A 22652-nucleotide genomic window follows, 5' to 3' on the forward strand; every position below is an offset into this window, starting at 1 on the left:
ACGCATACGAGTACCGACGCGGCGGCGGAGAACGACGACCGGCCGCCGCCCGACCTGGAGCTGCTGGTCCACGGTGTCGGCGGGGCCACCCCGCAGGAGATGCTCACCGATCCGCGGACCGTGCTGGTCACCGGCGACGAGACCGCGGGGATCTACCGGCGCATCGAGGACGTCGAGGCCGAGAGCCGCCCCCAGGACTACCGCGAGTCACCGGTCCGCGAGGCCTACTGCTGGTCCAACCTCACCTCCGGCAACGGCGCCCGCGCGCTGTGGCTGCTCCTGCTGCCCTTCATGGTCGCCAACCTCGCCCACTGGATGCGGCCCGCCGCCGACCGGCGCGAGCGCACCGTGCGCAGCTACGGCCTCCTGGTGCGGCTGATCGCGCTGAGCCTCACCGTCCTGCTGATCGCCGGGGCCTGCGAGGTGGCGCTCGACCTGGTGGCGTGGCAGTGCGCCGGCTCGCAGCCCTGCGCGGACGACAGGTCCTGGCTGGGCTTCATGTCGCCGCGGGACCACGGCTGGTGGAGCCAGCCCGGCCGCCGCCTCGCCCTGGCCTCGCTCGTGCCCACCGCGCTCGGCGGGCTGCTGTGGTACCTGTCCAACCGCACCTGGAGCGCGTACGAGTCACAGCCCCCGCTGCGCCGGCCGGTGGACGAGTCGGACCCCGCGTCCGGCAACCGCGCCGCGCTGTGCCTGCCCGGCTTCTGGTACGGCCGCCGGATAGTGGCCCGGCTGCGCGCCGCGCACACCGCGGCGAGCTTTCTGACCATCGCCGCGGGCCTCACCGCGGCCACCGCCTCCTACGACCGCGAGCCGGGCGGCAGCGCCCTCCTCGACGCCCTCGGGTGGCTGCTGCTGGCCCTGCTCACCGCGGGCGGGCTGCTCGTGGTGTACGTGGTGTGCCGCCGGGGCCGCAGCGAGGCCAGGCTCGACGACGAGCTGGACCGGATCACCACCACCGCCCTGCCCGGCGCCGCGCTCGGCGTGCTCGCCCTGGCCATGCTGTACGCCGGCTGGTCCCGGCCCGGCTGGACCTCCCAGGGGCGGCTGCCAGGCGACGCCGCCTTCGGCGTCCTCGCGCTCGCCCAGGGCACCCTCGTCGTCGCCCTGGCCCTGTGCGCCCTGGCGCTGTACCGGGCGGCGCCCGCCGGACGCACCCCGCTGCGCGGCCTCGCCGGGCCGGCCGTGGCGATGCTGGCCTGCGGTCTCGGTGCGGTGCTCTGCGGCGGCGTCGCCCAGCGCGTGGCCGACTGGCTGGACGGCGACGCCACGCCCGGCATGGCCGGGGGCCCCATCGCCGGCCCTCCGGCCCTGCTGTCCTGGCAGGCGGCGGTCATCCCCGCCGTGCTGTTCGTGGTGCTGATGGTGGCCCTGTTATTCGCCGTGCGGGTGTGGCGGGTGCGGCGGCGGCTCGTCCGCACCGTGCCCGACGGCTATCCCGGGGAGCAGCCCGACGAGGTGCGCACCCGCAAGATCGCGGGGACGATCGCCCGCGCGGGGCTGACCGACTCCGCCCCGGCCATCATCGGCCCCGTCGCCCTGTTCACCCTGCTCCTCGGCGCGGCCGCGGTCACCGGGGCCTGGGTCACCCACCAGGTGCCCGGACGGGCCGCCGAGGGCGGCCCCGCGGTCGTCGAGGCCACCGCCCGGACCGCGCAGGCCCTCGGCTCCTGGCTGATGGGCCTGGCCTTCCTGCTGCTCGTCACCTGGGCCCGCCGCGCCTACCGCAGCCCCTCCGCCCGCCGCACCATCGGCATCCTGTGGGACGTCGGCACCTTCTGGCCGCGCGCCGCCCACCCCTTCGCGCCCCCCTGCTACGCGGAGCGGGCCGTCCCCGACCTGACCTGGCGGATGGAGACCTGGACCCGGCGCCACGGCGGCCGGCTGGTGATCTCCGGCCACTCCCAGGGCAGCGTGCTGGCCGCCGCCGCGGTCTGGCAGGTCGACCGGCGCACCCGCGGCCGGGTCGCGCTGCTGACCTACGGCTCACCGCTGGAGCGGCTCTACGGGCGCTGGTTCCCCGCCTACTTCGGCATGGCCGAGCTGTGTTCCCTGCACGACGAGGTCCGCTGCTGGCGCAATCTGTGGCGGTACACCGACCCCATTGGCGGCCCCATCCGGCTGCCCGACGGCACCGGTCCTGAGGTGGACCACGAGGGGCTCAAGGACCCGCTCGCCTACGGCCGCACCGCCGATCACCCGCTGCCCGCCCCGATCCTCGGCCACTCCGACTACCAGGCCGACCCGGCCTTCGACCAGGAGCGGGCCGGGCTGCTGGCCCGCCTCCCGGGCCAGTCCCCGCCGCGTCACAAGAGCTCCGGCAGATCCTCCGGGTAGAGCAGCGTCAGGTCGTCCGTGCTCGGATCGGTCAGCTGTGCCACCCGGCCCGCGTGCCGCTCCACCATGGCCTCGAAGGTCTGCCGTGCGGTGCGGCCGTTGCCGAACGCCGGGCCCTTGGGGATCGCCGTGAAGTACTTCAACAGCGCCTCGGCCGCGCCCTCGCCGATCCGGTACTCGTGCTCCTCCGCCTGCTGCTCCACGATCCGCAGCAGCTCCTCCGGGGCGTAGTCGCCGAAGGTGATGGTGCGCGAGAAGCGGGACGCCACGCCCGGGTTGACGGTCAGGAAGCGCTGCATCTCCGCGGTGTAGCCGGCCACGATGACCACCACCGCCTCCCGGTGGTCCTCCATCAGCTTGACCAGCGTGTCTATCGCCTCGCGGCCGAAGTCCCGGCCCGAGTCCTCCGGTGACAGCGCGTACGCCTCGTCGATGAACAGCACACCGCCGCGCGCCCGGTCGAAGGCCTCCTGGGTACGGATCGCCGTCGAGCCGATGTGCTCGCCCACCAGGTCCACCCGGGAGACCTCCACCAGATGGCCGCGCTCCAGCACCCCGAGCGAGGCCAGGATCTCCCCGTACAGCCGGGCCACCGTGGTCTTGCCGGTGCCGGGGGAGCCGGTGAAGACCAGATGGCGGCGCGCCGACGCGGCCTTGAGGCCGGCCTGCTGCCGGCGCCGGCCCACCTCGATCATGTCCGTGAGGGCGCGCACCTCGCGCTTGACGCTCTCCAGGCCCACCAGCGTGTCCAGTTCGCCCAGCACGGCCTCGGACTCGCGCACCTCCACCGGGGCGGCGGGCGCGGCCGTGGCGGCGGGGGCGACGCCGTCGGAGGTGCGCTGCGCCGGGATGGTGCCCAGCAGCCCGCCCGTCGACGTGGCCGTCTCCACCGCGGGCTTCCCGGCCGCCGCCGCGACCGACCGCGCGGCGGGCGTGGCCGCGCTCTCGTCGCTCGTGCAGTCCTCCACGATCGGACCGGCCTCGGAGAACTCGTAACCGCCGCGCGCGCACCGCTCCGTACGGCACCTGGTCAGGGTGGACCGGCAGCCGTCGATGATGTGGAAGCCGTAGCCCCCGCTGCCGGACACCCGGCAGTTGTGGAAGGTGCCCCGGCCCTCGGCGGACACATAGAAACCGGCCTCGGTGGGGGAGGTGACCGTGGTGCGCTCGACCGTGGGGTCGGCGCCCTTGGTGACGATCACACCCGTCGCCGTCCCGTCGATGGTGCAGCCCGCCAGCGTGCCGCCGCTGCCGTGGTCACGGAACCAGGCGCCGGTGGCCGCCTCCCGGATCCGGCAGTCGTCCAGCTGCGCGGTCGCCCCGTCGCTCACCGACACCGCGGTGTTGCGCACCTGCGAGAGATCGCTGTCGACGACGTCCACCCGCGAGCCCCGGTCCAGCACGAACAGCGCGTCGGGCACATCGTGCACCCGGCACGAGTCGAGGACGGCCGTCGCGCCGTCGCTCACCCACACCGCGGGGTAGTCGCCCGTACTCTCGTGCAGCTCACACTGGTTGGCGTCCACGCGGGTGCCCGGGTCCCACACCGACAGGCCGTTGCGCCCGAACCGGCGCACCTTGGAGCGGGTGAGCGTGAGCACCGAACGGGACCGCAGGTCGATCGCGTTCTCCGGGATGTCGTGGATGTCGCAGTCCGCGAGCGTGAGCACCGCGTCCGTGTCGAGGTTGACCCCGTCGGCGGTCGTGCGGTGCACCCGGCAGTCGGTCAGATGTCCCGTGGCGCGCGCCGAGACCTGCACGCCGGCGCCCCTGATCTCGTACACCTCACAGCCGACCGCCTCCAGCGCGCTGCCCTCGCCGGTCAGCGACAGCCCCGCGCCCGAGGCGTGGTGGACGCGGCAGCGCTCGAGCCGCGGATGCCCGCCGCCGCGCACATCGACGCCCGACTGGCCCGCCGCCACCACCTCGCAGTCCTCGAACACCCCGCCCGCCCCGTCCAGCACGCTGAACCCCACGCCCGCCGGATTGTCCACGGTGCAGCGCCGCACGGTGGGCCGGGCGCCGCCGCGCACCTCGATGCCCACCGCCGAGCGCGTCGCCACCCGCACATCCGCGAGCTCCGGGGTGCCGTCCTCGACGAGCAGCGCGGGTGAGGCCGAGTCCTGGCCCTCGATGTGCAGATCCTGGATCACCGCGGACGCGCGTATGGTCAGGGCGACGCCGTCGGCCGGGGCGATCCGTACCGAGCCGCGCCCCGAGCCCTCGGGGCCGCGCAGGGTGACGGCCCGGTCCACCACCAGATTCTCGCGATAGGTGCCGGGCGAGATGGAGAGCACATCACCGTCCCCCGCGGCCTCCAGGGCCGCCGAGAGGGAGCCGTACTCACCTGTGCGGCGCCGCCACCGCGACGTTCCGCTGTGCGTCACCTGGACGACCGAGCCCTGTGCCATGGTGCTGTTGTGCCCCCACCTCGTGCGTATGCCGGCTGCGTGCGACTGTGCCGCTGTGCTGTGAAAGCCCCACCGTAGCGTGCGCGGAGGGCGGTGCGTTGACGCGGCCGTGGCCGGAACGCTCGGCTCCGGTCCGCCGGTTCAGCGCGGTGCCACGCAGTGGCACACGGCCGTCAGCTTCCGGCCCCCGCCCGCCCCCAGTCCTGCCCGGCCCGCTCCCAGGCGATGTCCCACTCGGCGTACCGACGGCGCATCAGCCGCCATACGACCAGCCGCCGGGTGCCCTCGAACAGCCCCGCCACCGCCGCCCCCGCGGCCGTCCCGGCCAGCACGGCATGGGTGGCTGCGGTCGCCTCGTCCAGCGGGCGGCCCGCCGGCCGGCCCTGGCCGTCCGTCCAGAGCCGGAACTGTTCGCCGGGGTCGGCGCCCGGGTGGGTGCCCAGCGCCCCGGAGTGCTTGCTGCCGTCCGGCCCGGTCCAGCGGGCGAACACCCGGCGGTGCGCGTCACGCGACGAGGCGGTCTCCGGATCGGAGTCGACACGAGGGTGCGGCAGGACCTTCACCACGGTCGCCGTGACCAACTGCCGCTGCTCCCGCTGCTCCCGCACCGTCTCGCGCAGCGCCCCGTGCGTGAGCGAGCCCGTCACCCAGCCGACCGTGGGGGCCACGAGGACGATGAGCACCACGGCAAGCAGCGCCGCCCAGGCCTCGGCGAGGTCCGTCCCGCGGCGCAGCGGGTTGCGCCGCCAGCGCCACAGTCCACGGATCGTCCGCATGCTCACGCACCCCCTTCCCCATTCGTGGATACCGCATGACGGGCCGGAAATACGTGGATTCGTCGAAGAGAGAGCAATATCACGAGGTCGGGCCCTCCGTCGCGTAAGCTCAGCAGGTTGCCAGGGGTACCCGCCACACCAGCCGCGTACCTCCCGCCTCGGGCGCCTCGATGTCCAGCGTGCCGTCGTGGAGCCCGGCCCTGGAGCGCATGTTGACCAGGCCGCCGCTGGGCGCGCTGCCGCCCATGCCCACGCCGTCGTCGGCGACCACCAGGGTGAGTCCCACCCCGACGCTCAGCCGTACGTCCACCCGCCGCGCCCGCGCGTGCCGGGCGGTGTTGCTGAGCGCCTCGGCGAGCACCGCCAGCACCTGGTCGGCCACCTCGTCCGGCACATCGGTGTCGACCGGGCCCTCCACCACCAGCGCCGGGGTGAAGCCGAGCACATCGGACGCCGACCGGATGGCCTTGGCCAGGCGCCGCCGCAGACCGCCGGCCTCCGCGTCGCCGTCCCCGACCACCCGAAGCGCGAAGATCGTGGAACGGATGATCTTGATGGTCTCGTCCAGGTCGTCCACCGCCCGCCCCACCCGCTCCACCGCCTCGGGGTGCTCGATCAGCCGCCCCGCGCTCTGGAGCGTCAGCCCCGTCGCGAACAGCCGCTGGATCGCCAGGTCGTGCAGATCGCGGGCGATCCGGTCACGGTCGTGACGCAGCGCCAGCCGCTCGGACTCGGCCCGGTGCCGGGCCAGTTCCAGGGCCAGCGCCGCCTGCGCCGCGAAGCCGGAGAGCAGTTCCACCTCATGGTGGTCGAACGGCGGCCGCCCGGCGAGCCGGCACAGCCGCAGCGCCCCCGAACTCCGCTCGCCCGCGACCAGCGGAACGGCCACCAGCGGGCCGAACTCCCCCTCCCGGGCCGGGATCGGCCAGGCCCGGGGGTCGCCCCGTACGTCGCCGCTGGCCGCCGGCCGCCCCGTGCGCGCGGCCAGCCCGGCCAGCGACCCCTCCGACGGCACCACCTGCCCGCCGAGCCGCTCCGCGTCATGGCCCTCGGCCACCTCCACCAGCAGGCTGCCGGTCCCCTCGACCGGCAGCAGCACCGCCGCCGAGTCGGCCAGGGACACCTGGAGGGCGAGGCGGGCGATCAGGCTCAGCGCCTCGCCCGAGGGGGTCCCGGCCAGCAGCGTCCGGGTGATCACACCCGACGCCTCCAGCCACTGCTCGCGGCGCCTGCTCTCCTGGTACAGCCGCGCGTTGTCGATGGCCACGCCCGCCGCCACCGACAAGGTGGTCAGCACCGCCTCGTCCTCGGGGTCGAAGTCGGCGCCGCCGCGCTTCTCGGTCAGATACAGGATCCCGAAGACCTCGTCGCGGACCCGGATCGGCACCCCCAGGAACGAGTGCATGGGCGGGTGGTGCTCCGGGAAGCCCCGGCTGGACGGATGGGCCGCCAGATCGGTCAGCCGCAGCGGCTGCGGACGGCGGATCAACTCGCCGAGCAGACCGTGGCCGCCGGGCAGCGGTCCTATCCGCCGCGCCAGCTCCTCGGATATCCCCACCGGCAGAAACTCCGACAGCCGGTGCTGGTCGACCACGCCCAGCGCGCCGTACTCCGCGTCGGCCAGCACCACCGCGGCCTCCACGATCCGCCGCAGCACCTGCTCCAGATCCAGCTCGCGGCCGACGTTGAGCACCGCCTCGAGGAGGTTGTGCGTACGGCCCTGCGTGGCCCGCGCCGCGTCGAGCCGCGCCTGAAGCTCGTCGATGAGCTGGTCCAGACGCAGTTGGGGCAGTGCCGGATGGCGCCCCTGATCCCCAGTGCCCGACACCTGGCCTCCGTCGTGCCCGTCAGCCGCTTCAGGGCAGCCTAGCGCCTGCCGTCAAAGGGGGCGCCAGGGTCGCCGGGGCCGGTCAGGTCTGCGGGACCACCGCCACCGGGCAGTGCGCGTGGTGCAGCACCGCGTGGTTGACCAGGCCCAACTGCATGCCGAAGTGGCCATGGCGCCGCCGCGCCCCCACCACCAGCAGGTCGGAGTGCGCCGACGCGTCCAGCAGCGCCTTGCGCGGCGAGGCCTCGACCACGCGGTGCGCCACCGGCACGGGCGGCAGCGCCGCCGCCGAGAAGCCGCCCAGCGCCTCGTCGAGCAGCTCACCGGCGCGCCGCGCCCGCTCCTCGGGGTTCCCGGGCTCCCCGGCCGCCTCGGCGGCCGCGTAGCGCCAGGCGTGCACCGCCTCCAGCTCACAGCCGCGCAGCCGCGCCTCGCGGAGCGCGAAGGCGTTCGCCGCCGCACCCGAGGCGTACTCGGGCCCGCCGGGGCGCTCGCGCTCGGCGATGCCCACCGTCACCCGGTTCAGCCGACCCTGCACATTCTGCGGGCGGCCGCGGACCACCACCACCGGGCAGTGCGCGCGCGCCGCGATCCCCAGCCCCACCGAGCCCAGCAGCAGCGACGCGAACTCCCCGCGCCCCCGCGAACCCACGACCACCGCGTCCGCGCTCTGCGCGGCGCGCAGCAGGGCCGTCACCGCGTCGTCGGCCGCCACATCCGTCATCACCTTGAGCGCCGAGGAGCGCCGCCCCGCCCGCTCGGCGGCCATGGCCAGCACGGTCTCGCTGCGGATCCGCTCCGCCGGGCGGTCCGGCGAGCTGGAGGGGATGTACCCCTCGTAGCGCTCCCACAGGGACGCGTGCACGATGCGCAGCGGCACTTGGCGCCGCGCGGCCATGTCGGCCGCCCAGTCCAGCGCGTCGAAGGCGGCGTCCGAACCGTCCACCCCCACCACGACGGGAAGCTCCACCGCGCCCACCGCCTCTCATGTCAGCACATGGATACGTTCCTTCCCATTGTCCCGCCGGAAGCCGCTCGGGCGAGGCGGGACAGGCCGGCGTGCGTGGCGGGAGGTGGCGGGGTGCCGGGGGGAGAGACAGCGGGGGAGCGCTCAGCGCAGCCGCATCGCGAGCGTCACCACGGCCCCGACGGCGCCCGCGCTGACCGCGAGCCGGTCGGTGACCAGGCGGGTCAGCCACAGCCCGCGCCCGCTGGTCGCCCCGTCCAGGCCCGGCAGGATCCGGGGGATGACGTCCTCGGAGAAGCCGGGGCCCGAGTCGCTGATCCGGCACTCCAGCTCGTCACCGACCCGCCGCAGCAGCAGGCTTCCCTCCCCGCCGGCGTGCTCCACCGCGTTGGTGGCGATCGCGTCCACGGCCAGGACGAAGTCGCCCCGGCGCGCCTCGGCCAGCCCGGCCCAGGCGGCGCACTCCTCGATCTGCACGCGCAGCAGCGGCAACTCGCGTGCGGTGAAACGGCGCTGGAGCAGACGTTCCATGGCTCGATCGGCGGACCACAGGCGGGTTTGCGCCGGCACCGGTGCCTCCCGTTGACGAGTGCGAGTGACAGCTGCGAGTGACAGCAGGGTCGATGAAGCAGCCGAGGGTACGGGCCTTGGGCCGTCCGCGCACGCCGAGACCGAGATTGACGGTTCGGGCATCGAACACTTACCGGAAGTGGGCGATCGGTGCCCGTAATCTGCTCACCCGCATTCTGCTTCGGGTCAGCCGGGCCAGCTCCATTCCGCCACCTCCGGCATGTCCTCGCCGTGCCGCCGGATCCAGGCGTGGTGCCGGTGGCGCATGTCCTCCATGGACTGGCGCAGCCCCGCGGCACGGACGGCGAGCCCCGGCACCCGGTCCAACACGTCCATGACCAGCCGGAAGCGGTCGAGGTCATTGCGCACGACCATGTCGAACGGCGTGGTCGTGGTGCCCATCTCCCGGTAGCCGCGCACATGGATCCGCGGATGGACGGCCCGCCGGTAGGTGAGCCGGTGGATCAGCCACGGATAGCCGTGATACGCGAAGATCACCGGCCGGTCGCGGGTGAACACCGCGTCGAACTCGCGGTCCGTCAGACCGTGCGGATGCTCCTGACGCGGCAGCAGCTTGGCCATGTCGACGATGTTGACGACCCGGACCGCCAGCTCCGGCAGGCGGGTGCGCAGCACGGACGCCGCCGCCAGTGCCTCCTGGGTGGGCACGTCCCCCGCGCAGGCGAGCACCACCTCCGGCTCGCCGTCCGGCCGCTCCGTCCCCGCCCACTCCCAGATGCCGAGGCCTCGCGCGCAGTGGTCGCGGGCCTGCTCCAGACCGAGCCAGTCGTAGCAGGGCTGCTTGCCCGCCACGACCACATTGACGGCGTCCCGGGTGCGCAGCACATGGTCGGCGACGCACAGCAGGGTGTTGGCGTCGGGCGGGAGGTAGACGCGCACCGTCTGCGGGTCCTTGTTGAGGATGTGGTCGACGAACCCGGGGTTCTGGTGCGAGAAGCCGTTGTGGTCCTGCCGCCACACATGTGAGGTCAGCAGGTAGTTCAGGGCGGCGATCGGCGCCCGCCAGGGGACGGTGCGGGCGGTCTGGACCCACTTGACGTGCTGGGACGCCATACTGGCGACGATGTCGGCGAACGCCTCGTACGAGGAGAACAGGCCGTGCCGCCCGGTCAGCAGATAGCCCTCGAGCCAGCCCTGGCACAGATGCTCGGACAGCACCTCCATGACCCGGCCGTGCGGCCCCAGATGCTCGTCCGTCTCCACCGTCTCGGCCTGCCAGGCCTTGTCCGTCACCTCGTACACGTCCTGGAGCCGGTTGGACGCCGTCTCGTCCGGCCCGACCAGGCGGAAGTCGCGGCGCTCGGCCGTGTCGGCCATCACCTGGCGCAGCATCCCGCCGAGCACGCGCGTCGGCTCGTGCAGCCGGGTGCCCGGCTTGTCCACGGCGACGGCGAAGCCGGCCAGGTCGGGCAGCGGCAGCTCGCGCAGCAGCCGACCGCCGTTGGCGTGCGGATTGGCGCCGAGCCTGCGGTCGCCCGCCGGCACACAGGCCAGCACCTCGGGGCGCGGGCGGCCGTCGGGGCCGAAGAGCTCGTCCGGGCGGTACGAGCGCAGCCACCGCTCCAGCTGTCGCAGCCGCCCGGGATCCTCCCTGACCCTCGCCAGCGGCACCTGATGGGCCCGCCAGGTGCCCTCCACGGGCACCCCGGCCACCTCGGCCGGGCCGGTCCAGCCCTTGGGCGTGCGCAGCACGAGCAACGGCCAGTGCGGCCGCCGCCGCGCCCCGCCGCCCTCCCGCGCGGCCTGCTGGAAGGCCGCGATCCGGTCCAGCGCGACGTCCAGCGCCGCCGCCATGGCGTGGTGCGTCCGCTCCGGGTCCTCGCCGGCGGCGGCGGTGACGTACAGCGGCTCGTGGCCGTAGCCGCGCAGCAGCTCGTCCAGCTCGCCCTCGGGCAGCCTGGCCAGGACGGCCGGATTGGCGATCTTGTAGCCGTTGAGGTGCAGCACCGGCAGCACGGCGCCGTCGTACACCGGATCCAGGAACTTGTCGGCGTGCCAGGACGTGGCCAGCGCCCCCGTCTCGGCCTCCCCGTCGCCGACCACGCAGACCACCACCAGACCGGGGTTGTCCAGCGCCGCGCCATAGGCGTGCGCGAGGGAGTAGCCGAGCTCCCCGCCCTCGTGGAACGAGCCGGGCAGCTGTGGTGCGGCGTGGCTTGGCACCCCGCCGGGCGTGGAGAACTGGCGGAAGAGACGGGCCATCCCGGCCAGGTCCCGCCCCACGTCGGGATACAGCTCCCCGTACGTGCCCTCGAGCCAGGCCCCGGCGAACACGGCCGGCCCACCGTGGCCCGGGCCCCAGACGCACACCGCGTCCAGGTCGCGATCCGAGATCACCCGGTTCAGATGCGTGTAGACGAGGTTCAGACCGGGACAGGTGCCCCAGTGGCCCAGCAGCCGCGGCTTGATGTGCTCCGGGCGCAGCGGCTCGGCCAGCAGCGGATTGGCGGTCAGATAGATCTGGCCCGCCGCCAGGTAGTTCAGCGCGCGCCAGTGGGCGTCCAGGCTGTGCAGCTCGCGGTCGGTGAGCGTGGCTTGCGGTCCCATGCGTGCCTCCGCGTGGTACCCGGCCCGGGCCGTTCGCGCCGCACCGGACCTCAAGGACCCACCTACGACCATGCCACAAGCGGCGCCCGGCCGCCCTTCGGCCCGTCCGCGCGGTCCGCGCCGAGAGGCGACCGAGGGGCAGCCGAGGGGCGCCGAGCAGCGGGAGACGGCACAGTGAGGTCATGATGGGACTTCTCAGCCCGCTGAACCCGGAGCACCGCGACCGGCTGATGGCGCTCGCCCGCGAGGTGTCCTTCCCCTCGGGCGGCCGCATCTTCGAGGAGGGCCGCACGGCCGACCGCTTCTGGATCATCCGCACCGGAGCGGTCACCCTCGACCTGCACGTCCCCGGGCGGCGCGCCGCCGTGATCGAGACCCTCGGCCCCGGCGAGCTGATCGGCTGGTCCTGGCTCTTCCCGCCGGACACCTGGCATCTGGGCGCGGAGGCCCTCAGCCCGGTGCGGGCGTACGAATTCGACGCGGAGGCGGTGCGCCGGCTGTGTGACGAGGACACCGAGCTCGGCTACGCGCTCGCCCTCGCCTGCGCCCAGGTGATCGGGCGCCGGCTCCAGTCCGCCCGCACCCGGCTGCTGGACCTGTACGGACCGTACGCGGGCGGCATGTCGCCGTGAACGGACCGGGGACCCGCGCGCCGAGGCGCCCCCGCGACCTGCGAAGCTGACCACATGAACACCCGTCATCTCACCTCCGGTTCGGCCGCCGCACTGGCCGCCGCCCTCTTCCTGTCGGCATGCGGGACAGGGGCGGGCTCCTCCGGGGACGACACCTCGACGTCGGGTGGCGGCAACGAGGTGATCAGCAGCTACGCGCCGGGCGAGCGCGAGCAGGTGCACGGGATCTCCGGCAAGACGCTCGACGGCAAGCCCCTGGACCTCGCGGACTACAAGGGCCACGTCGTCGTGGTCAACCTCTGGGGCTCCAATTGCGGGCCGTGCCGGGGCGAGGCGCCCAATCTGGTGAAGGTGGCCAAGGAGACCGAGGCCGAGGGCGTACGGTTCGTCGGCATCAACACCCGGGACCCGAGCCGGGAGGCGGCCATCAGGTTCGAGGAGGAGTACGGCGTCCCGTACCCCAGCCTCTACGACCAGATGGGCAGGATCGTGCTCAAGCTTCCCAGGGGCAGCGTCAACCCGCAGGCGATCCCCTCGACCATCGTCCTCGACCCCGACGGACGGCTCGCCGCCCGCGCGCTGGCGCCGCTCAGCGAGCGGGATCTGCGCAGGGTGCTGCGGCCGCTGATCGCGGAGAACAAGCGGGCCTGAAGCGGCCCGCGGGCGGGCGCTCGCGGCGGGCCGCAGGGCCGAACGGCCCTTACCCCGCGCGGCGTCGGGGCATAAAGCTGGGCGGCGGATCACGCCCGGCGCGCCCCGCGCGCCACTGAGGGAACGGAAGGAGAAGCGGTGGCTTCGACAGCCGACCCCATGGGGCCCGCCGAGCGCATCGGGGTCTTCCTGCTCGACGACCACGAAGTGGTGCGCCGCGGGCTGCGCGACCTGCTCGACTCGGAGCCCGACCTGTGCGTGGTGGGGGAGGCGGCCAACGCGCGCGAGGCCATCGCCCGCGCCCCCGCCGTCCGGCCCCGGGTCGCGGTGCTCGACGTACGGCTCGGCTCCTCGGCCGACGGCGGCGACCACGAGGGGATCGAGGTCTGCCGCGAGCTGCGGGCCCGGCTGCCCGGACTGGCCTGTCTGATGCTCACCTCCTTCGACGACGACGAGGCGCTCTTCGACGCGATCATGGCGGGCGCGGCGGGCTATGTGCTCAAGCAGATCAACGGCTCCGACCTGGTGTCCGCCGTCCGCACCGTGGCGGGCGGCCGGTCCATGCTCGACCCGGGCGCGACCGCGCGGGTGATGGCCCGGCTGCGTGGGCCACAGCCCAGCGTGCCGGTCGAGCTGGAGCGGCTGTCGCCGCGCGAGCGGGAGATCCTGGAACTCATCGGCGAGGGGCTGACCAACCGCCAGATCGCCGAGCGGCTGTTCCTCGCCGAGAAGACGGTCAAGAACCGCATCTCGGCGATTCTGTCGAAGCTCGGCGTGGGACGGCGCATCCAGGCCGCGGTCATCGCCGAGCGCATCAGGGACCGCCGCGCCGCCGAATGACGTCGCGTGGGGCGCGAGGCCGACTCCCCTTCCGGCCCCGCGCCCCACGCCGCACGGGGCCGCGCCCGTCCGGGTGGCTTCTCACCGCAGTGGAGTGAGAGCCCGGCGCGGCCTCGTGGCGAAGGTGGTTCCCAGGCGCTGGTGATGAGCATCGGCGAGCGGTGTGCACACCAGGAAGGGGCCGAACGGCCCTGATGACCGGGCCGGACGGGGCCATCGCTACTCGAGGATCTCCACCGCGTCGCCCACCCGCAGCGTCCCGATGCCGGGGCCCTCCCCCAAGAGCGCGGCCCGGTCGGGGAGTTCGGGGAGCTCCGGGACCAGATTCTGGCCGAAGACGAGCTGATCACCGAAGCGCCGGTGGCGGGCCAGCGTACGCAGCGGCTCCTTGCCGCGCTCGGCGGTCTCCTGGTCGGTGGTGGTGATCACGCACCGGGCACAGGGCTTGGTGACCCGGAAGACGACCTCGCCGATCCGTATCCGCCGCCACGTGTCCTCGGCCCACGGCGCGGTGCCCTCGACGACCACGTTCGGCCGGAAGCGGTTCATCGGCAGCGGACCCTCGTCCGGGTGATCCCCCTGGGCGATGAGCGAGTTGAGCGCGTCCAGCGACGCGGTGGTGGTGAGCAGCAGGGGAAACTCGTCGGCCAGGCTCACGGTCTCGCCCCCGCGCGCGAACTCCGGCGTGAGCGGTCGGCGGCGCGACGGATCGTCCAGATGGACCAGGCGGACCGGGGTGCCCAGAAAGCCGCTCAGCCACTCATCGGCCGCCGCGCCCGCCGGGACCACGTCGACCGCCTCCTTGTGCAGCCACACGGTCGACACCGCCCCCGGGGCGTCCCCGGGCCCGGGCACGGCGACGGTCAGCGGCTCATGCCCGGCCGCGCCGAGCCGGATCCCGCCACCCGGCAGCGGTTCGGCCGAAACCAGTGCCATCCTCGCCTGCTGACGCTGAGTCACATACTTGCCGCCGGGCTCGACGACCATCCACCGCCGGTCTCCGGCGAGCCCCCACGGCTCGACGACCGCCTCATGAGGAGCCGTCCCCGCGACCGACTTGACGGGGTACACATGGACGGCGCTCAGCACTGGGTTGACCATGAGGACATCTTGCCAGCGAGGTCCGACAGCGCCGAGCCCGAGCCACGACACGGACCCGGCCGCCGTGCCCGGGCCCCGCCGCGTCGGGCGCTCAGCGGCTCAGTAGCCGGGCCCCGGCTGCTGCGGCCGCCCCGGGTACTGCTGGCGGCCGTAGGGGTCCTCGTACGGCGAGGGCGCGGGAGCCGCCGGCCGGGGCGCCGCGGGGCGCGGCATGGCCGGGCGCATCGCCTCGTAGCCCGAGGGCGCCGCCGGACGCTGCTGCTGCGGTGGCTGCTGCTGCCCTCCCGGGTAGCCGCGCGGACCCGCCGCCTGCGGCGGGATGTACGGCGAGGGCGCCTGCTGGAGCCCGGCGGGCTGCGGCTGACCGCCACCCCCCTGGTACCCCTGCGAGGGGTTGTACTGGGTGGGCGCGGCCGGCAGTGCCGGCAGCGCGGAGGGGAGCGCCGGGAGGTGGCTGCCGGTGTCGTACGGCGGGGCCACCCGGATGGGCGCGATCTGCGGTGTCCCCCGCTCGGCGACGAGGCTGTCGTAGATCGGGGTGTCCGGGAAGGACGACGAGGAGTAGTAGCCGCTGCCGTAGCTACCGCGGGGGGAGGTCATAGCCCATAAGTTAAGCCCACGATGTGCCGATTGGGGAGTCCGGTAAGAAGGTTGTTTTACCCGCTGGGAGCGGCTGGGGTTCCCCAACCCGAGCGAACCAGGGAAAAACGGTCGCAGGGTACGTTGAGATCCTGTAAAGAGCGCGTTTTCGGCGGGTTACCGGCCGCGGTCCGCCGATCGGATGGACCTCGGGCCCGGTGGCCCGGCCGGGCGCCCTGATGAACGAATGAAGAAAGGCAGGGGGACAGCATGGCGATGCGCAAAGGCAGCAATGTTCCGGTTCCGGCGTCGGCGGTGCGGGTCGAACTGGGCTGGCGCACCGGCCCGGGGGTGCCGGATGTCGACGCCTCGGCGCTGCTGCTGGCATCCGGAAAGGTCCGCTCCGACGCGGACTTCGTCTTCTACAACCAGCCGGCACACTCCTCGGGCGCCGTGCGCCACGAGGGCAAGCGGACCACCGGTGACACCGTGACCGACACGCTCGCGGTGGACCTCGACCGGGTCGAGCCCGCCATTGAGACCGTGGTGCTCGCCGCGTCCTCGGACGGCGGAAACTTCGGCCGGGTCCCGGGCCTGTTCATCCGGGTGGTGAACGCCTCGGGTGGCGCGGAGATCGCGCGTTTCGACAGCGAGGACGCCACCGTCGAGACCGCCTTCGTGTTCGGCGAGCTCTACCGCCGGCAGGGCGCGTGGAAGTTCCGGGCCGTCGGCCAGGGTTACAGCAGCGGACTCGAGGGCCTGGCCACGGACTTCGGCATCAGCGTCGACGAGCCACAGCAGACCCCCGCCGCCCCGGCCGCGGCCCCCGCGCCCGTACCGCAGTCCGCGCCACTTCCGCCCATGCCGCCCGCGCCGCCCGTCGGGGCCGCCGTGCCGCTTCCGCCGCCGACGGCGCCCGCCTACCCGGCCGCCGCGCCCCCGGTCCCCGCCGCCCCGGTGAGCCTGTCCAAGATCACCCTCACCAAGGAGGCCCCCTCCGTCTCGCTCACCAAGCAGGGGGGCACCTCCGGTGCCATGCGGGTGAACCTCAACTGGCAGGTGCGCAAACAGTTCAAGGGCTGGGGCCAGAAACTCGGCAAGGCCATCGCCATGCACGGGGACCTCGACCTCGACCTGGGCGCGCTGTTCGAGCTCGCCGACGGCAGCAAGGGCGTGGTGCAGTCGCTCGGAAACTCCTTCGGCTCGCTGCACCAGCCACCGTTCATCCACCTCGACGGCGACGACCGCACCGGCGCCCAGGCGTCCGGCGAGAACCTCACCATCAACCTCGACCACAAGAACGCGTTCCGCCGCATCCTCGTCTTCGTCACGATCTACGAGGGCGCCCGCAGCTTCGCCAACCTCAATGCCACGGTCACCCTCCAGCCGCAGCACGGCGCGCCCATCGACTTCTCGCTCGACGAGTGCACCGTCCCCTCCCCGGTCTGCGCCCTCGCGCTGATCACCAACAACGGGGGCGACCTCGTGGTCCAGCGCGAGGCCCGCTACCTGGTGCCCGAACGTGGCGTCAGCCCCCAGCGCACCCTCGACTACGCCTACGGCTGGGGCATGAACTGGACACCCGGCCGCAAGTGAGCGAGTGAGACGTGCCGTCAGGGCGCGGCGCCGGGGCGGGCGTAGGTCCGCCCCTTCCACGCCGCGCCGCGCCCCTGATAGTGCCGCACCGCCGAATCCAGGGTCATCAGCAGATACAGCAGCGCCGTCACCGGCAGCAGCGGGGCCAGCCACAGCGTCTGCCGGTAGTAGCGCAGCATGGGGACGTATGTCGCCGCCATCAGCGCCCACGCGGCGGCCCCCGCCGCCCACAGCGCCGGCCGGTCCGCCACCAGCCCCGCGCACAGCGCCACCGGAGGCACCAGGTACACCAGCGCGAGCCCGGCCACCGTGGCCACCAGCAGCGGCGGGCTGTGCCGCAGCTGTGCGTACGCGCTGCGCGCGACCATCCGCCACAGCTCGGCGAGCCGCGGATAGGGCCGCACACTGTCCACCCGGTCCGCGAGCCCCAGCCAGATCCTCCCGCCACCGCGCTTCACCGCCCGGGCCAGCGCCACGTCGTCGATGACCGCGTGCCGGACCACATCCGGGACCCTGGCCCGCTCGGCCGCCTCCCGCCGCAGCAGCACACACCCGCCCGCGGCCGCCGCCGTCCGCGCCCCCGCCCGGTTGACCCACCGGAACGGATACAGCTGCGCGAAGAAGTACACGAACGCCGGGACGATCAGCCGCTCCCAGACCGTCACCACCCTCAGCCGCGCCATCTGCGACACCAGGTCGAGCCCGGAGCCACGGGCCGCCCGCACCAACTCGCGGAGGGAGTCCGGCTCATGCGCGATGTCCGCGTCGGTCAGCAGCAGATACTCGGTGTCCGGGCGGGCCCCGGCGAGCGTCATGCCGTGGCGCACCGCCCACAGCTTGCCCGTCCAGCCCGGCGGCGGCTCACCGGGCGAGTCCACGGTCAGCGGCAGCCCGCCGTGCTCATCGGCGAGTTCACGGGCCAGCTTGCCCGTGTCGTCCGTACTGCCGTCGTCGACGAGGAAGATCTCCACCGGCCCCGGATAGTCCTGCGCCAGCAACGACGGCAGGCTCACGGGGAGGACGGCGGCCTCGTCCCGGGCGGGGACGACGACGGCCACCGCCGGCCAGCACTCCTCGTCGTCGAGGTTCGCCCCCGGTTCGCCACCGGGGTCCGCCGGTTGGCCGCCGCTGGGCAGCCGGATGTCCGTACGCCAGAAGAAGCCCTGGCCGAGCAGCAGCCAGACCCAGGCGACAAGTGACCCGACGGCGATCCACGTCAGCGCGTTCACCGTGGCAGTCTGCCCGACCGGGTGCCCGGCCGCCGGGCGCTCCGGAGCGATCCATTAAGGTGACCGGGTGAAGATCGCGCTCATGGATTCCGGAATCGGCCTGCTCCCGGCAGCGGCCGCGGTGCATCGGCTCCGGCCGGACGCCGATCTCGTCGTCTCCTCGGACCCCGACGGCATGCCCTGGGGACCCCGTACCCCCGAGGACGTCACCCAGCGCGCGCTGGCCTGCGTCCGCGCCGCGGCCGCGCACCGCCCCGACGCGGTGATCATCGCCTGCAACACCGCCTCCGTGCACGCCCTGCCCGCGCTGCGGGCCGAGCTGGAGCCCACGCTGCCGGTCATCGGGACCGTACCCGCGATCAAGCCCGCGGCGGCGGGCGGCGGACCCGTCGCGATCTGGGCCACCCCCGCCACCACGGGCAGCCCCTACCAGCGTGGGCTCATCCGTGACTTCGCGGACGGGGTCTCCGTGACGGAGGTGGCCTGCCCGGGGCTCGCCGAGGCCGTACAGCACGCCGACTCCGCGGCGATCGACGCGGCGGTGGCCGACGCCGCGGCCCGCACCCCGCGCGACATCCGGGCCCTCGTCCTGGGCTGCACGCACTACGAGCTGGTCGCCGACCGTATCCGGGCCGCCGTCCAGCCGGCCGACGCACCGCCGATCGCCCTGCACGGGTCCGCCGAGGCCGTCGCCGCCCAGGCCCTGCGCCGGATCGGCGCCGCTGCCGCGCCCGCGGCGGGGGAGGCCCCGTCGGCCCTCTCCCGGGGACGGCTCACCGTCATCCTCAGCGGCCGCGAGGCCGCCCTGCCGGACGTCGCCCTCGCCTACACCGAGGGCCGTCTGCTGGCGCCCGAACCGCTGGCCCGGGGCTGACCCGGCCCGACCGCTCCGCGGCTGCCCTCCCCGGCGTCCTTTCGGCCATCCTCTGCCGGGGTAGCGGAACGTGAGTACCCTGCCAGCTATGGGGCACCACGGCGAGGGCGACGAGCGCGACGAGCGGGCGGCGACCGGGCAGCCGCCCGAGGTCTGGACGGGACGTGCGCACAACCGCGCCCAATGGGTGCTGGCCGCCGGGGGCGCCGCCTGTGTGGCGCTCGGCATCGACCTGGCCGTCGACTCTCCCTGGACCTCGGGTCTCGCCCCCCTCCTGATGTCCGTGATCGGCTGCCTCGCGGTCGGGCTGCTGATGCTCTTCGGCACCCTGGCCTTCGTCCATGTGGCCGTGCGGGTCGACGAGGAGGCTCTGGAGGTGCGCTGCGGCCACATCGGGCTGCCGCGCCGCCGCATTCCGCTCAACGACGTGGTCCACGCGGACTTCGCCCCCCGGGTCACCCCGTGCCAGTGGGGCGGCTGGGGCTACCGCTGGCGCCCCGAGAAGGGCACCGCCGTGGTCGTGCGCCGCGGTGAGGGCCTGGTGCTGCGGCTCGGCGACGGCCGGATCTTCACCGTCACCGTGGACGACGCCGAGGCCGCGGTGCGCGTGATCCGCCACCGTCTGCGCGGCATCGCGGCCGGGGCCTCGCGGGCCTAGGCCCCGTCCGGCGGATCTTGACGCCTGCGGCGGGCCCACGCGTCGGAGCCCCGCGCGTCGGAGCCGCACATCGACCGCCGCTCGGACACTGCCCCACCCCGCCCCTTCCCTCAACTGGGGCGCTGCCCCAGGCCCCAGGGGCCAGGGGCGAAGCCCTTGCGACGCGGCGGAGCCTCGCGCGGCGGAGCCGCACATGGGCAGCGGCTCGACACTGCGGGAAGGGGCGGGGTGGGGGAAGAAACGCCTGTCGCCCAAGGGGACGCCCCGCCGCGTGCGGGACGCCCACCCGCGCGCTCAGCGCGTCGCCGGGAGCGGGTCCAGGGGTGGGGGTGCGCCCGCGAAAGGGTCCGGGTCCGCGTCCGGGAGCCGCGCCGTGGCCAGCCCCGCGATCAGGCCGGCCCCGGCGGTCACCTCCGGGAAGCTGAGCGCGTTGCCGAGCACCGACTCGACGGCCAGGGCCGTCAGCGCGGCGGCCGCGGTGAGGACGGCCGGCGTCCGGCGGGGCGAGCGCCACAGCGCGTACAGCAGCCAGCCGAAGGCCGCGCCCAGCAGGGCCGCCCCCGGCAGCCCCTGCCCGGCGGCCTGCTGTAGCGGGGCCGAGGACGGGGTGTCGTCCGAGGCGGTGGCCGAGCGCTGGACGGTGGGGCTCAGCTCGCCGAACCGGTCGGGCCCCGCTCCGCGCAGCGGGCCGTGTCCGGCGATCCGTACGGCGTCCTGCCACAGCCGTACGCGGTGCTCGCCCAGCCGGTCGCGCAACGGCGCCGAGAGCCTGTCCGGGAGGGCGTCCTCGGCGATGGCCCAGCAGCCGCCGACGGCCACCGCCGCGACCAGGGCCAGCCCGGCCAGCCCCGGCAGCCGGCGCCTGGCCCGGGCGGCGGCGAGCGAGCACAGCAGCACCAGCGCCCCGGCCGCACAGCCGGCCGGCGACCCGGCCACCAGGGCCGTGGCCGCGATCGCCACGGCCAGCAGGCGCAGGGCCAGCCGGAGCACGGCCGACCGGGCGGCCCAGGCGGCGCCGCAGGCCGCCCCGACGGCGAGCGTGAACAGCGCCGCGTGGGCCGCCCCGTCGTGGCCGCCCGCCCCGTCCGGGACGGTGCAGGCCAGGCCCAGGCCCGCGAGCGCCGCGGCCGTGGCCGAGGCCACCGGCAGCAGCGAGCCGGCGATCCGCCCGCACGCGTACCCGGCGGCCACGGCCAGCACGGCCAGCAGCACGCCTTCGGGACGGGCGGTGCGGCCCGCGGCGCACACCAGGGCCCAGACGGCGCAGCACCCGAGGACCGCGGCGCCCACGATGTCGGGCGCGCTGCTGTGTTTCCGTACGACAGGCCGTGCCGCTGAAGACGCCATCCCGTTCGACCCCCCGAGTCGTGACGGGCACCGCGTGCCGGACCGGCCGTGCGGCGGCGGGCCCGGGAGGACCCGCCGGAGGCGGCCAAAGGCCGCATGCGGGCCAGGACGGATACCGTAGCGACTGTGGCCGGATATGTGTATATGGTGCGCAGAAACGATGCGGCAGATGTGTGGCAGGTGTGCGGAAGGCATCCGGCTGTGACGGAAACGGCATCCGGTGCCGCTCACCCGGACCGATAGCCTCAGCGCATGCCTACTCCCGACTTCATCCTCGAGCTGCGGGCGACCGCGGGCCACCAACTGCTGTTCCTGCCGGGTGCCAGCGCCGTCGTCCTCGACGACGAGGACAGAGTGCTGCTCGGGCGCCGAGCGGACAACGGCCGCTGGGCGCTCCCCTCCGGCATCCCCGAACCCGGCGAGCAGCCCGCGATGGCGGTGGTGCGCGAGGTGTACGAGGAGACGGCGGTGCGCTGCGTCCCCGAGCGCATCGTGCTCGTCCACACCGCGGAGCCGGTGACCTATCCCAATAACGACGTATGCCAGTTCGTCGACATCTGTTTCCGCTGCCGCGCGGTGGGCGGCGAGGCGCGGGTGAACGACGAGGAGTCCCTGGAAGTGGGCTGGTTCCCGCTCGACTCGCTGCCGGAGCTGGACGAGTACGCGCTGACCCGGATCAAGCGGGCTCTCGAGGACGGCCCGACGTGGTTCGATCCCACTGTCCCGGAGTGAAGTATGTGCCGGGCGCACATCGGTCGGGCCCCGGCCGCCGCCTAGCCTGCCCCTCATGAGCGAGTCCACCACACCGGGCCCCGCCGCCGGGGCCGACCCCGGCCTCGGCGGCCGTACCGCACTCGTCACCGGGGCCGCCGGCGGCATCGGCCGGGCCTGCACCCTCCGGCTGGCCGCCGCCGGGGCCACGGTCCTGGCGGTGGACCAGGACGAGAAGGGGCTCGCGGGGCTCGCCGCGCTGGCGGCCCGGACCGACGGGCGGGGGTCCGGGCCGCCCGGGAGGGTGGAGACGCGCGCGCTCGACCTGACCGACCTCGACGCCGCCGAGCGGGCCGCCGAGGGCGTCGACATCCTGGTCAACAACGCCGGGCTGCAACTCGTCCGGCCCATCGAGGACTTCCCGCCCGAGGTCTTCTCCCGGGTGCTCACCGTGATGCTGGAGGCCCCCTTCCGGCTGGTACGGGGGGCGCTGCCGCACATGTACGCCCAGGGCTGGGGCCGGATCGTCAACATCTCCTCCGTCCACGGCCTGCGCGCCTCGGCCTACAAATCCGCGTACGTCGCGGCCAAACACGGGCTGGAAGGGCTCTCCAAGGTCGCGGCCCTGGAGGGCGCCCCCCACGGGGTCACCTCCAACTGCGTCAACCCCGGCTATGTGCGCACCCCGCTGGTCGAGCGGCAGATCGCCGACCAGGCAGCCGCCCACGGCATCTCCCCGGAGCGGGTCGTCTCCGAGGTCATGCTGGCCGACTCCGCGGTCAAGCGGCTCATCGAGCCGGAGGAGGTCGCCGAGGCCGTCGCCTATCTCTGCGGCCCGCACGCCTCCTTCGTCACCGGCGCCTCGCTCGCCATGGACGGCGGATGGACCGCTCACTGAGCGACCGGCCCTCGGACCGGCTGCCCGGCCGCCCGGCGGCCTCCCGACCGGCACGGCCCACGGCGGATCGGGCGCCGGA

The 22652-nt window shown here is 74.3% G+C and carries 19 protein-coding genes; 9 read left to right on the forward strand and 10 right to left on the reverse strand.

Features of this window, described 5'->3' with window-relative positions; translation table 11 throughout:
* Window positions 1–99: 99 nt before the first annotated feature.
* The gene (locus tag ABTY62_RS03850) at window positions 100–2337 is read left to right on the forward strand and encodes an alpha/beta hydrolase family protein (RefSeq protein ID WP_352127851.1); all 2238 of its coding nucleotides are present in this window, start codon (window positions 100–102) and stop codon (window positions 2335–2337) included.
* On the opposite strand, the gene ABTY62_RS03855 is transcribed toward ABTY62_RS03850, so the two are convergent.
* The 6 genes from ABTY62_RS03855 to ABTY62_RS03880 all read right to left on the reverse strand — a co-directional run bounded on the left by ABTY62_RS03855 (window position 2307) and on the right by ABTY62_RS03880 (window position 11457).
* The gene (locus tag ABTY62_RS03855) at window positions 2307–4748 is read right to left on the reverse strand and encodes a right-handed parallel beta-helix repeat-containing protein (protein ID WP_352127735.1); all 2442 of its coding nucleotides are present in this window, start codon (window positions 4746–4748) and stop codon (window positions 2307–2309) included. The genes ABTY62_RS03850 and ABTY62_RS03855 overlap by 31 nt on opposite strands.
* Window positions 4749–4921: 173 nt before the next feature.
* Window positions 4922–5524, reverse strand: a complete 603-nt coding sequence (locus ABTY62_RS03860; protein ID WP_352127736.1) for an Rv1733c family protein — start codon at window positions 5522–5524, stop codon at window positions 4922–4924.
* A 109-nt stretch (window positions 5525–5633) separates the two neighbouring features.
* Entirely contained in the window at window positions 5634–7352 is a 1719-nt protein-coding gene (locus ABTY62_RS03865; RefSeq protein ID WP_352127737.1) for a GAF domain-containing sensor histidine kinase, read from the reverse strand.
* Between the two features lie 82 nt (window positions 7353–7434).
* A complete protein-coding gene (locus ABTY62_RS03870; protein WP_352127738.1) occupies window positions 7435–8331 on the reverse strand; it encodes a universal stress protein in 897 nt (298 codons plus the stop codon).
* A 132-nt stretch (window positions 8332–8463) separates the two neighbouring features.
* On the reverse strand, window positions 8464–8850 hold the full coding sequence (locus ABTY62_RS03875) for an ATP-binding protein (protein WP_311723353.1): 387 nt from the start codon (window positions 8848–8850) through the stop codon (window positions 8464–8466).
* A 225-nt stretch (window positions 8851–9075) separates the two neighbouring features.
* Window positions 9076–11457, reverse strand: coding sequence for a phosphoketolase family protein (locus ABTY62_RS03880; protein ID WP_352127739.1), 2382 nt, complete (start codon window positions 11455–11457; stop codon window positions 9076–9078).
* Between the two features lie 182 nt (window positions 11458–11639).
* Here ABTY62_RS03880 and ABTY62_RS03885 point away from each other — a divergent pair, with 182 nt between their 5' ends.
* The 3 genes from ABTY62_RS03885 (at window position 11640) to ABTY62_RS03895 (ending at window position 13580) form a co-directional block, all read left to right on the forward strand.
* Complete coding sequence (locus ABTY62_RS03885) at window positions 11640–12089, forward strand: Crp/Fnr family transcriptional regulator (RefSeq protein ID WP_352127740.1); 450 nt, start codon at window positions 11640–11642, stop codon at window positions 12087–12089.
* A gap of 54 nt (window positions 12090–12143) precedes the next feature.
* Window positions 12144–12740 carry a TlpA family protein disulfide reductase gene (locus ABTY62_RS03890; RefSeq protein WP_352127741.1) on the forward strand — a complete coding sequence of 199 codons (597 nt, stop codon included), beginning with the start codon at window positions 12144–12146 and terminating at the stop codon, window positions 12738–12740.
* 159 nt (window positions 12741–12899) lie between these two features.
* Window positions 12900–13580, forward strand: coding sequence for a response regulator (locus tag ABTY62_RS03895; protein ID WP_352127852.1), 681 nt, complete (start codon window positions 12900–12902; stop codon window positions 13578–13580).
* Window positions 13581–13799: 219 nt separating this feature from the next.
* Here the strand turns inward: ABTY62_RS03895 and ABTY62_RS03900 are convergent, their stop codons facing one another.
* Both ABTY62_RS03900 and ABTY62_RS03905 read right to left on the reverse strand, forming a co-directional pair.
* The gene (locus ABTY62_RS03900; RefSeq protein ID WP_352127742.1) at window positions 13800–14681 is read right to left on the reverse strand and encodes an MOSC domain-containing protein; all 882 of its coding nucleotides are present in this window, start codon (window positions 14679–14681) and stop codon (window positions 13800–13802) included.
* 99 nt (window positions 14682–14780) lie between these two features.
* Window positions 14781–15281: a DUF6643 family protein gene (locus ABTY62_RS03905; RefSeq protein ID WP_352127743.1), complete on the reverse strand. Its 501-nt coding sequence runs from the start codon at window positions 15279–15281 to the stop codon at window positions 14781–14783.
* Window positions 15282–15530: 249 nt separating this feature from the next.
* Between ABTY62_RS03905 and ABTY62_RS03910 the strand changes: the two genes are divergently transcribed.
* Window positions 15531–16856, forward strand: coding sequence for a TerD family protein (locus tag ABTY62_RS03910; protein WP_352127744.1), 1326 nt, complete (start codon window positions 15531–15533; stop codon window positions 16854–16856).
* A gap of 17 nt (window positions 16857–16873) precedes the next feature.
* Here the strand turns inward: ABTY62_RS03910 and ABTY62_RS03915 are convergent, their stop codons facing one another.
* Window positions 16874–18085, reverse strand: a complete 1212-nt coding sequence (locus ABTY62_RS03915; RefSeq protein ID WP_352127745.1) for a glycosyltransferase — start codon at window positions 18083–18085, stop codon at window positions 16874–16876.
* Between the two features lie 67 nt (window positions 18086–18152).
* Here ABTY62_RS03915 and ABTY62_RS03920 point away from each other — a divergent pair, with 67 nt between their 5' ends.
* Together ABTY62_RS03920 and ABTY62_RS03925 are read left to right on the forward strand one after the other, a co-directional pair.
* Window positions 18153–18959 carry a glutamate racemase gene (locus tag ABTY62_RS03920; RefSeq protein WP_352127746.1) on the forward strand — a complete coding sequence of 269 codons (807 nt, stop codon included), beginning with the start codon at window positions 18153–18155 and terminating at the stop codon, window positions 18957–18959.
* Between the two features lie 88 nt (window positions 18960–19047).
* The gene (locus ABTY62_RS03925) at window positions 19048–19617 is read left to right on the forward strand and encodes an NfeD family protein (protein ID WP_352127747.1); all 570 of its coding nucleotides are present in this window, start codon (window positions 19048–19050) and stop codon (window positions 19615–19617) included.
* Between the two features lie 294 nt (window positions 19618–19911).
* Here the strand turns inward: ABTY62_RS03925 and ABTY62_RS03930 are convergent, their stop codons facing one another.
* Window positions 19912–20964 (reverse strand): O-antigen ligase family protein, encoded by a 1053-nt coding sequence (locus ABTY62_RS03930; RefSeq protein ID WP_352127748.1) that lies wholly within the window; start codon window positions 20962–20964, stop codon window positions 19912–19914.
* 252 nt (window positions 20965–21216) lie between these two features.
* On the opposite strand from ABTY62_RS03930, the gene ABTY62_RS03935 reads away from it, so the two are divergent.
* Window positions 21217–21696, forward strand: a complete 480-nt coding sequence (locus ABTY62_RS03935) for an NUDIX hydrolase (protein WP_311723122.1) — start codon at window positions 21217–21219, stop codon at window positions 21694–21696.
* 55 nt (window positions 21697–21751) lie between these two features.
* Complete coding sequence (locus ABTY62_RS03940; RefSeq protein ID WP_352127749.1) at window positions 21752–22573, forward strand: 3-hydroxybutyrate dehydrogenase; 822 nt, start codon at window positions 21752–21754, stop codon at window positions 22571–22573.
* The last annotated feature ends 79 nt before the right edge of the window (window positions 22574–22652 follow it).

This window comes from Streptomyces sp. NPDC097640, from assembly GCF_040302705.1.
Taxonomy (GTDB): Bacteria; Actinomycetota; Actinomycetes; order Streptomycetales; family Streptomycetaceae; genus Streptomyces.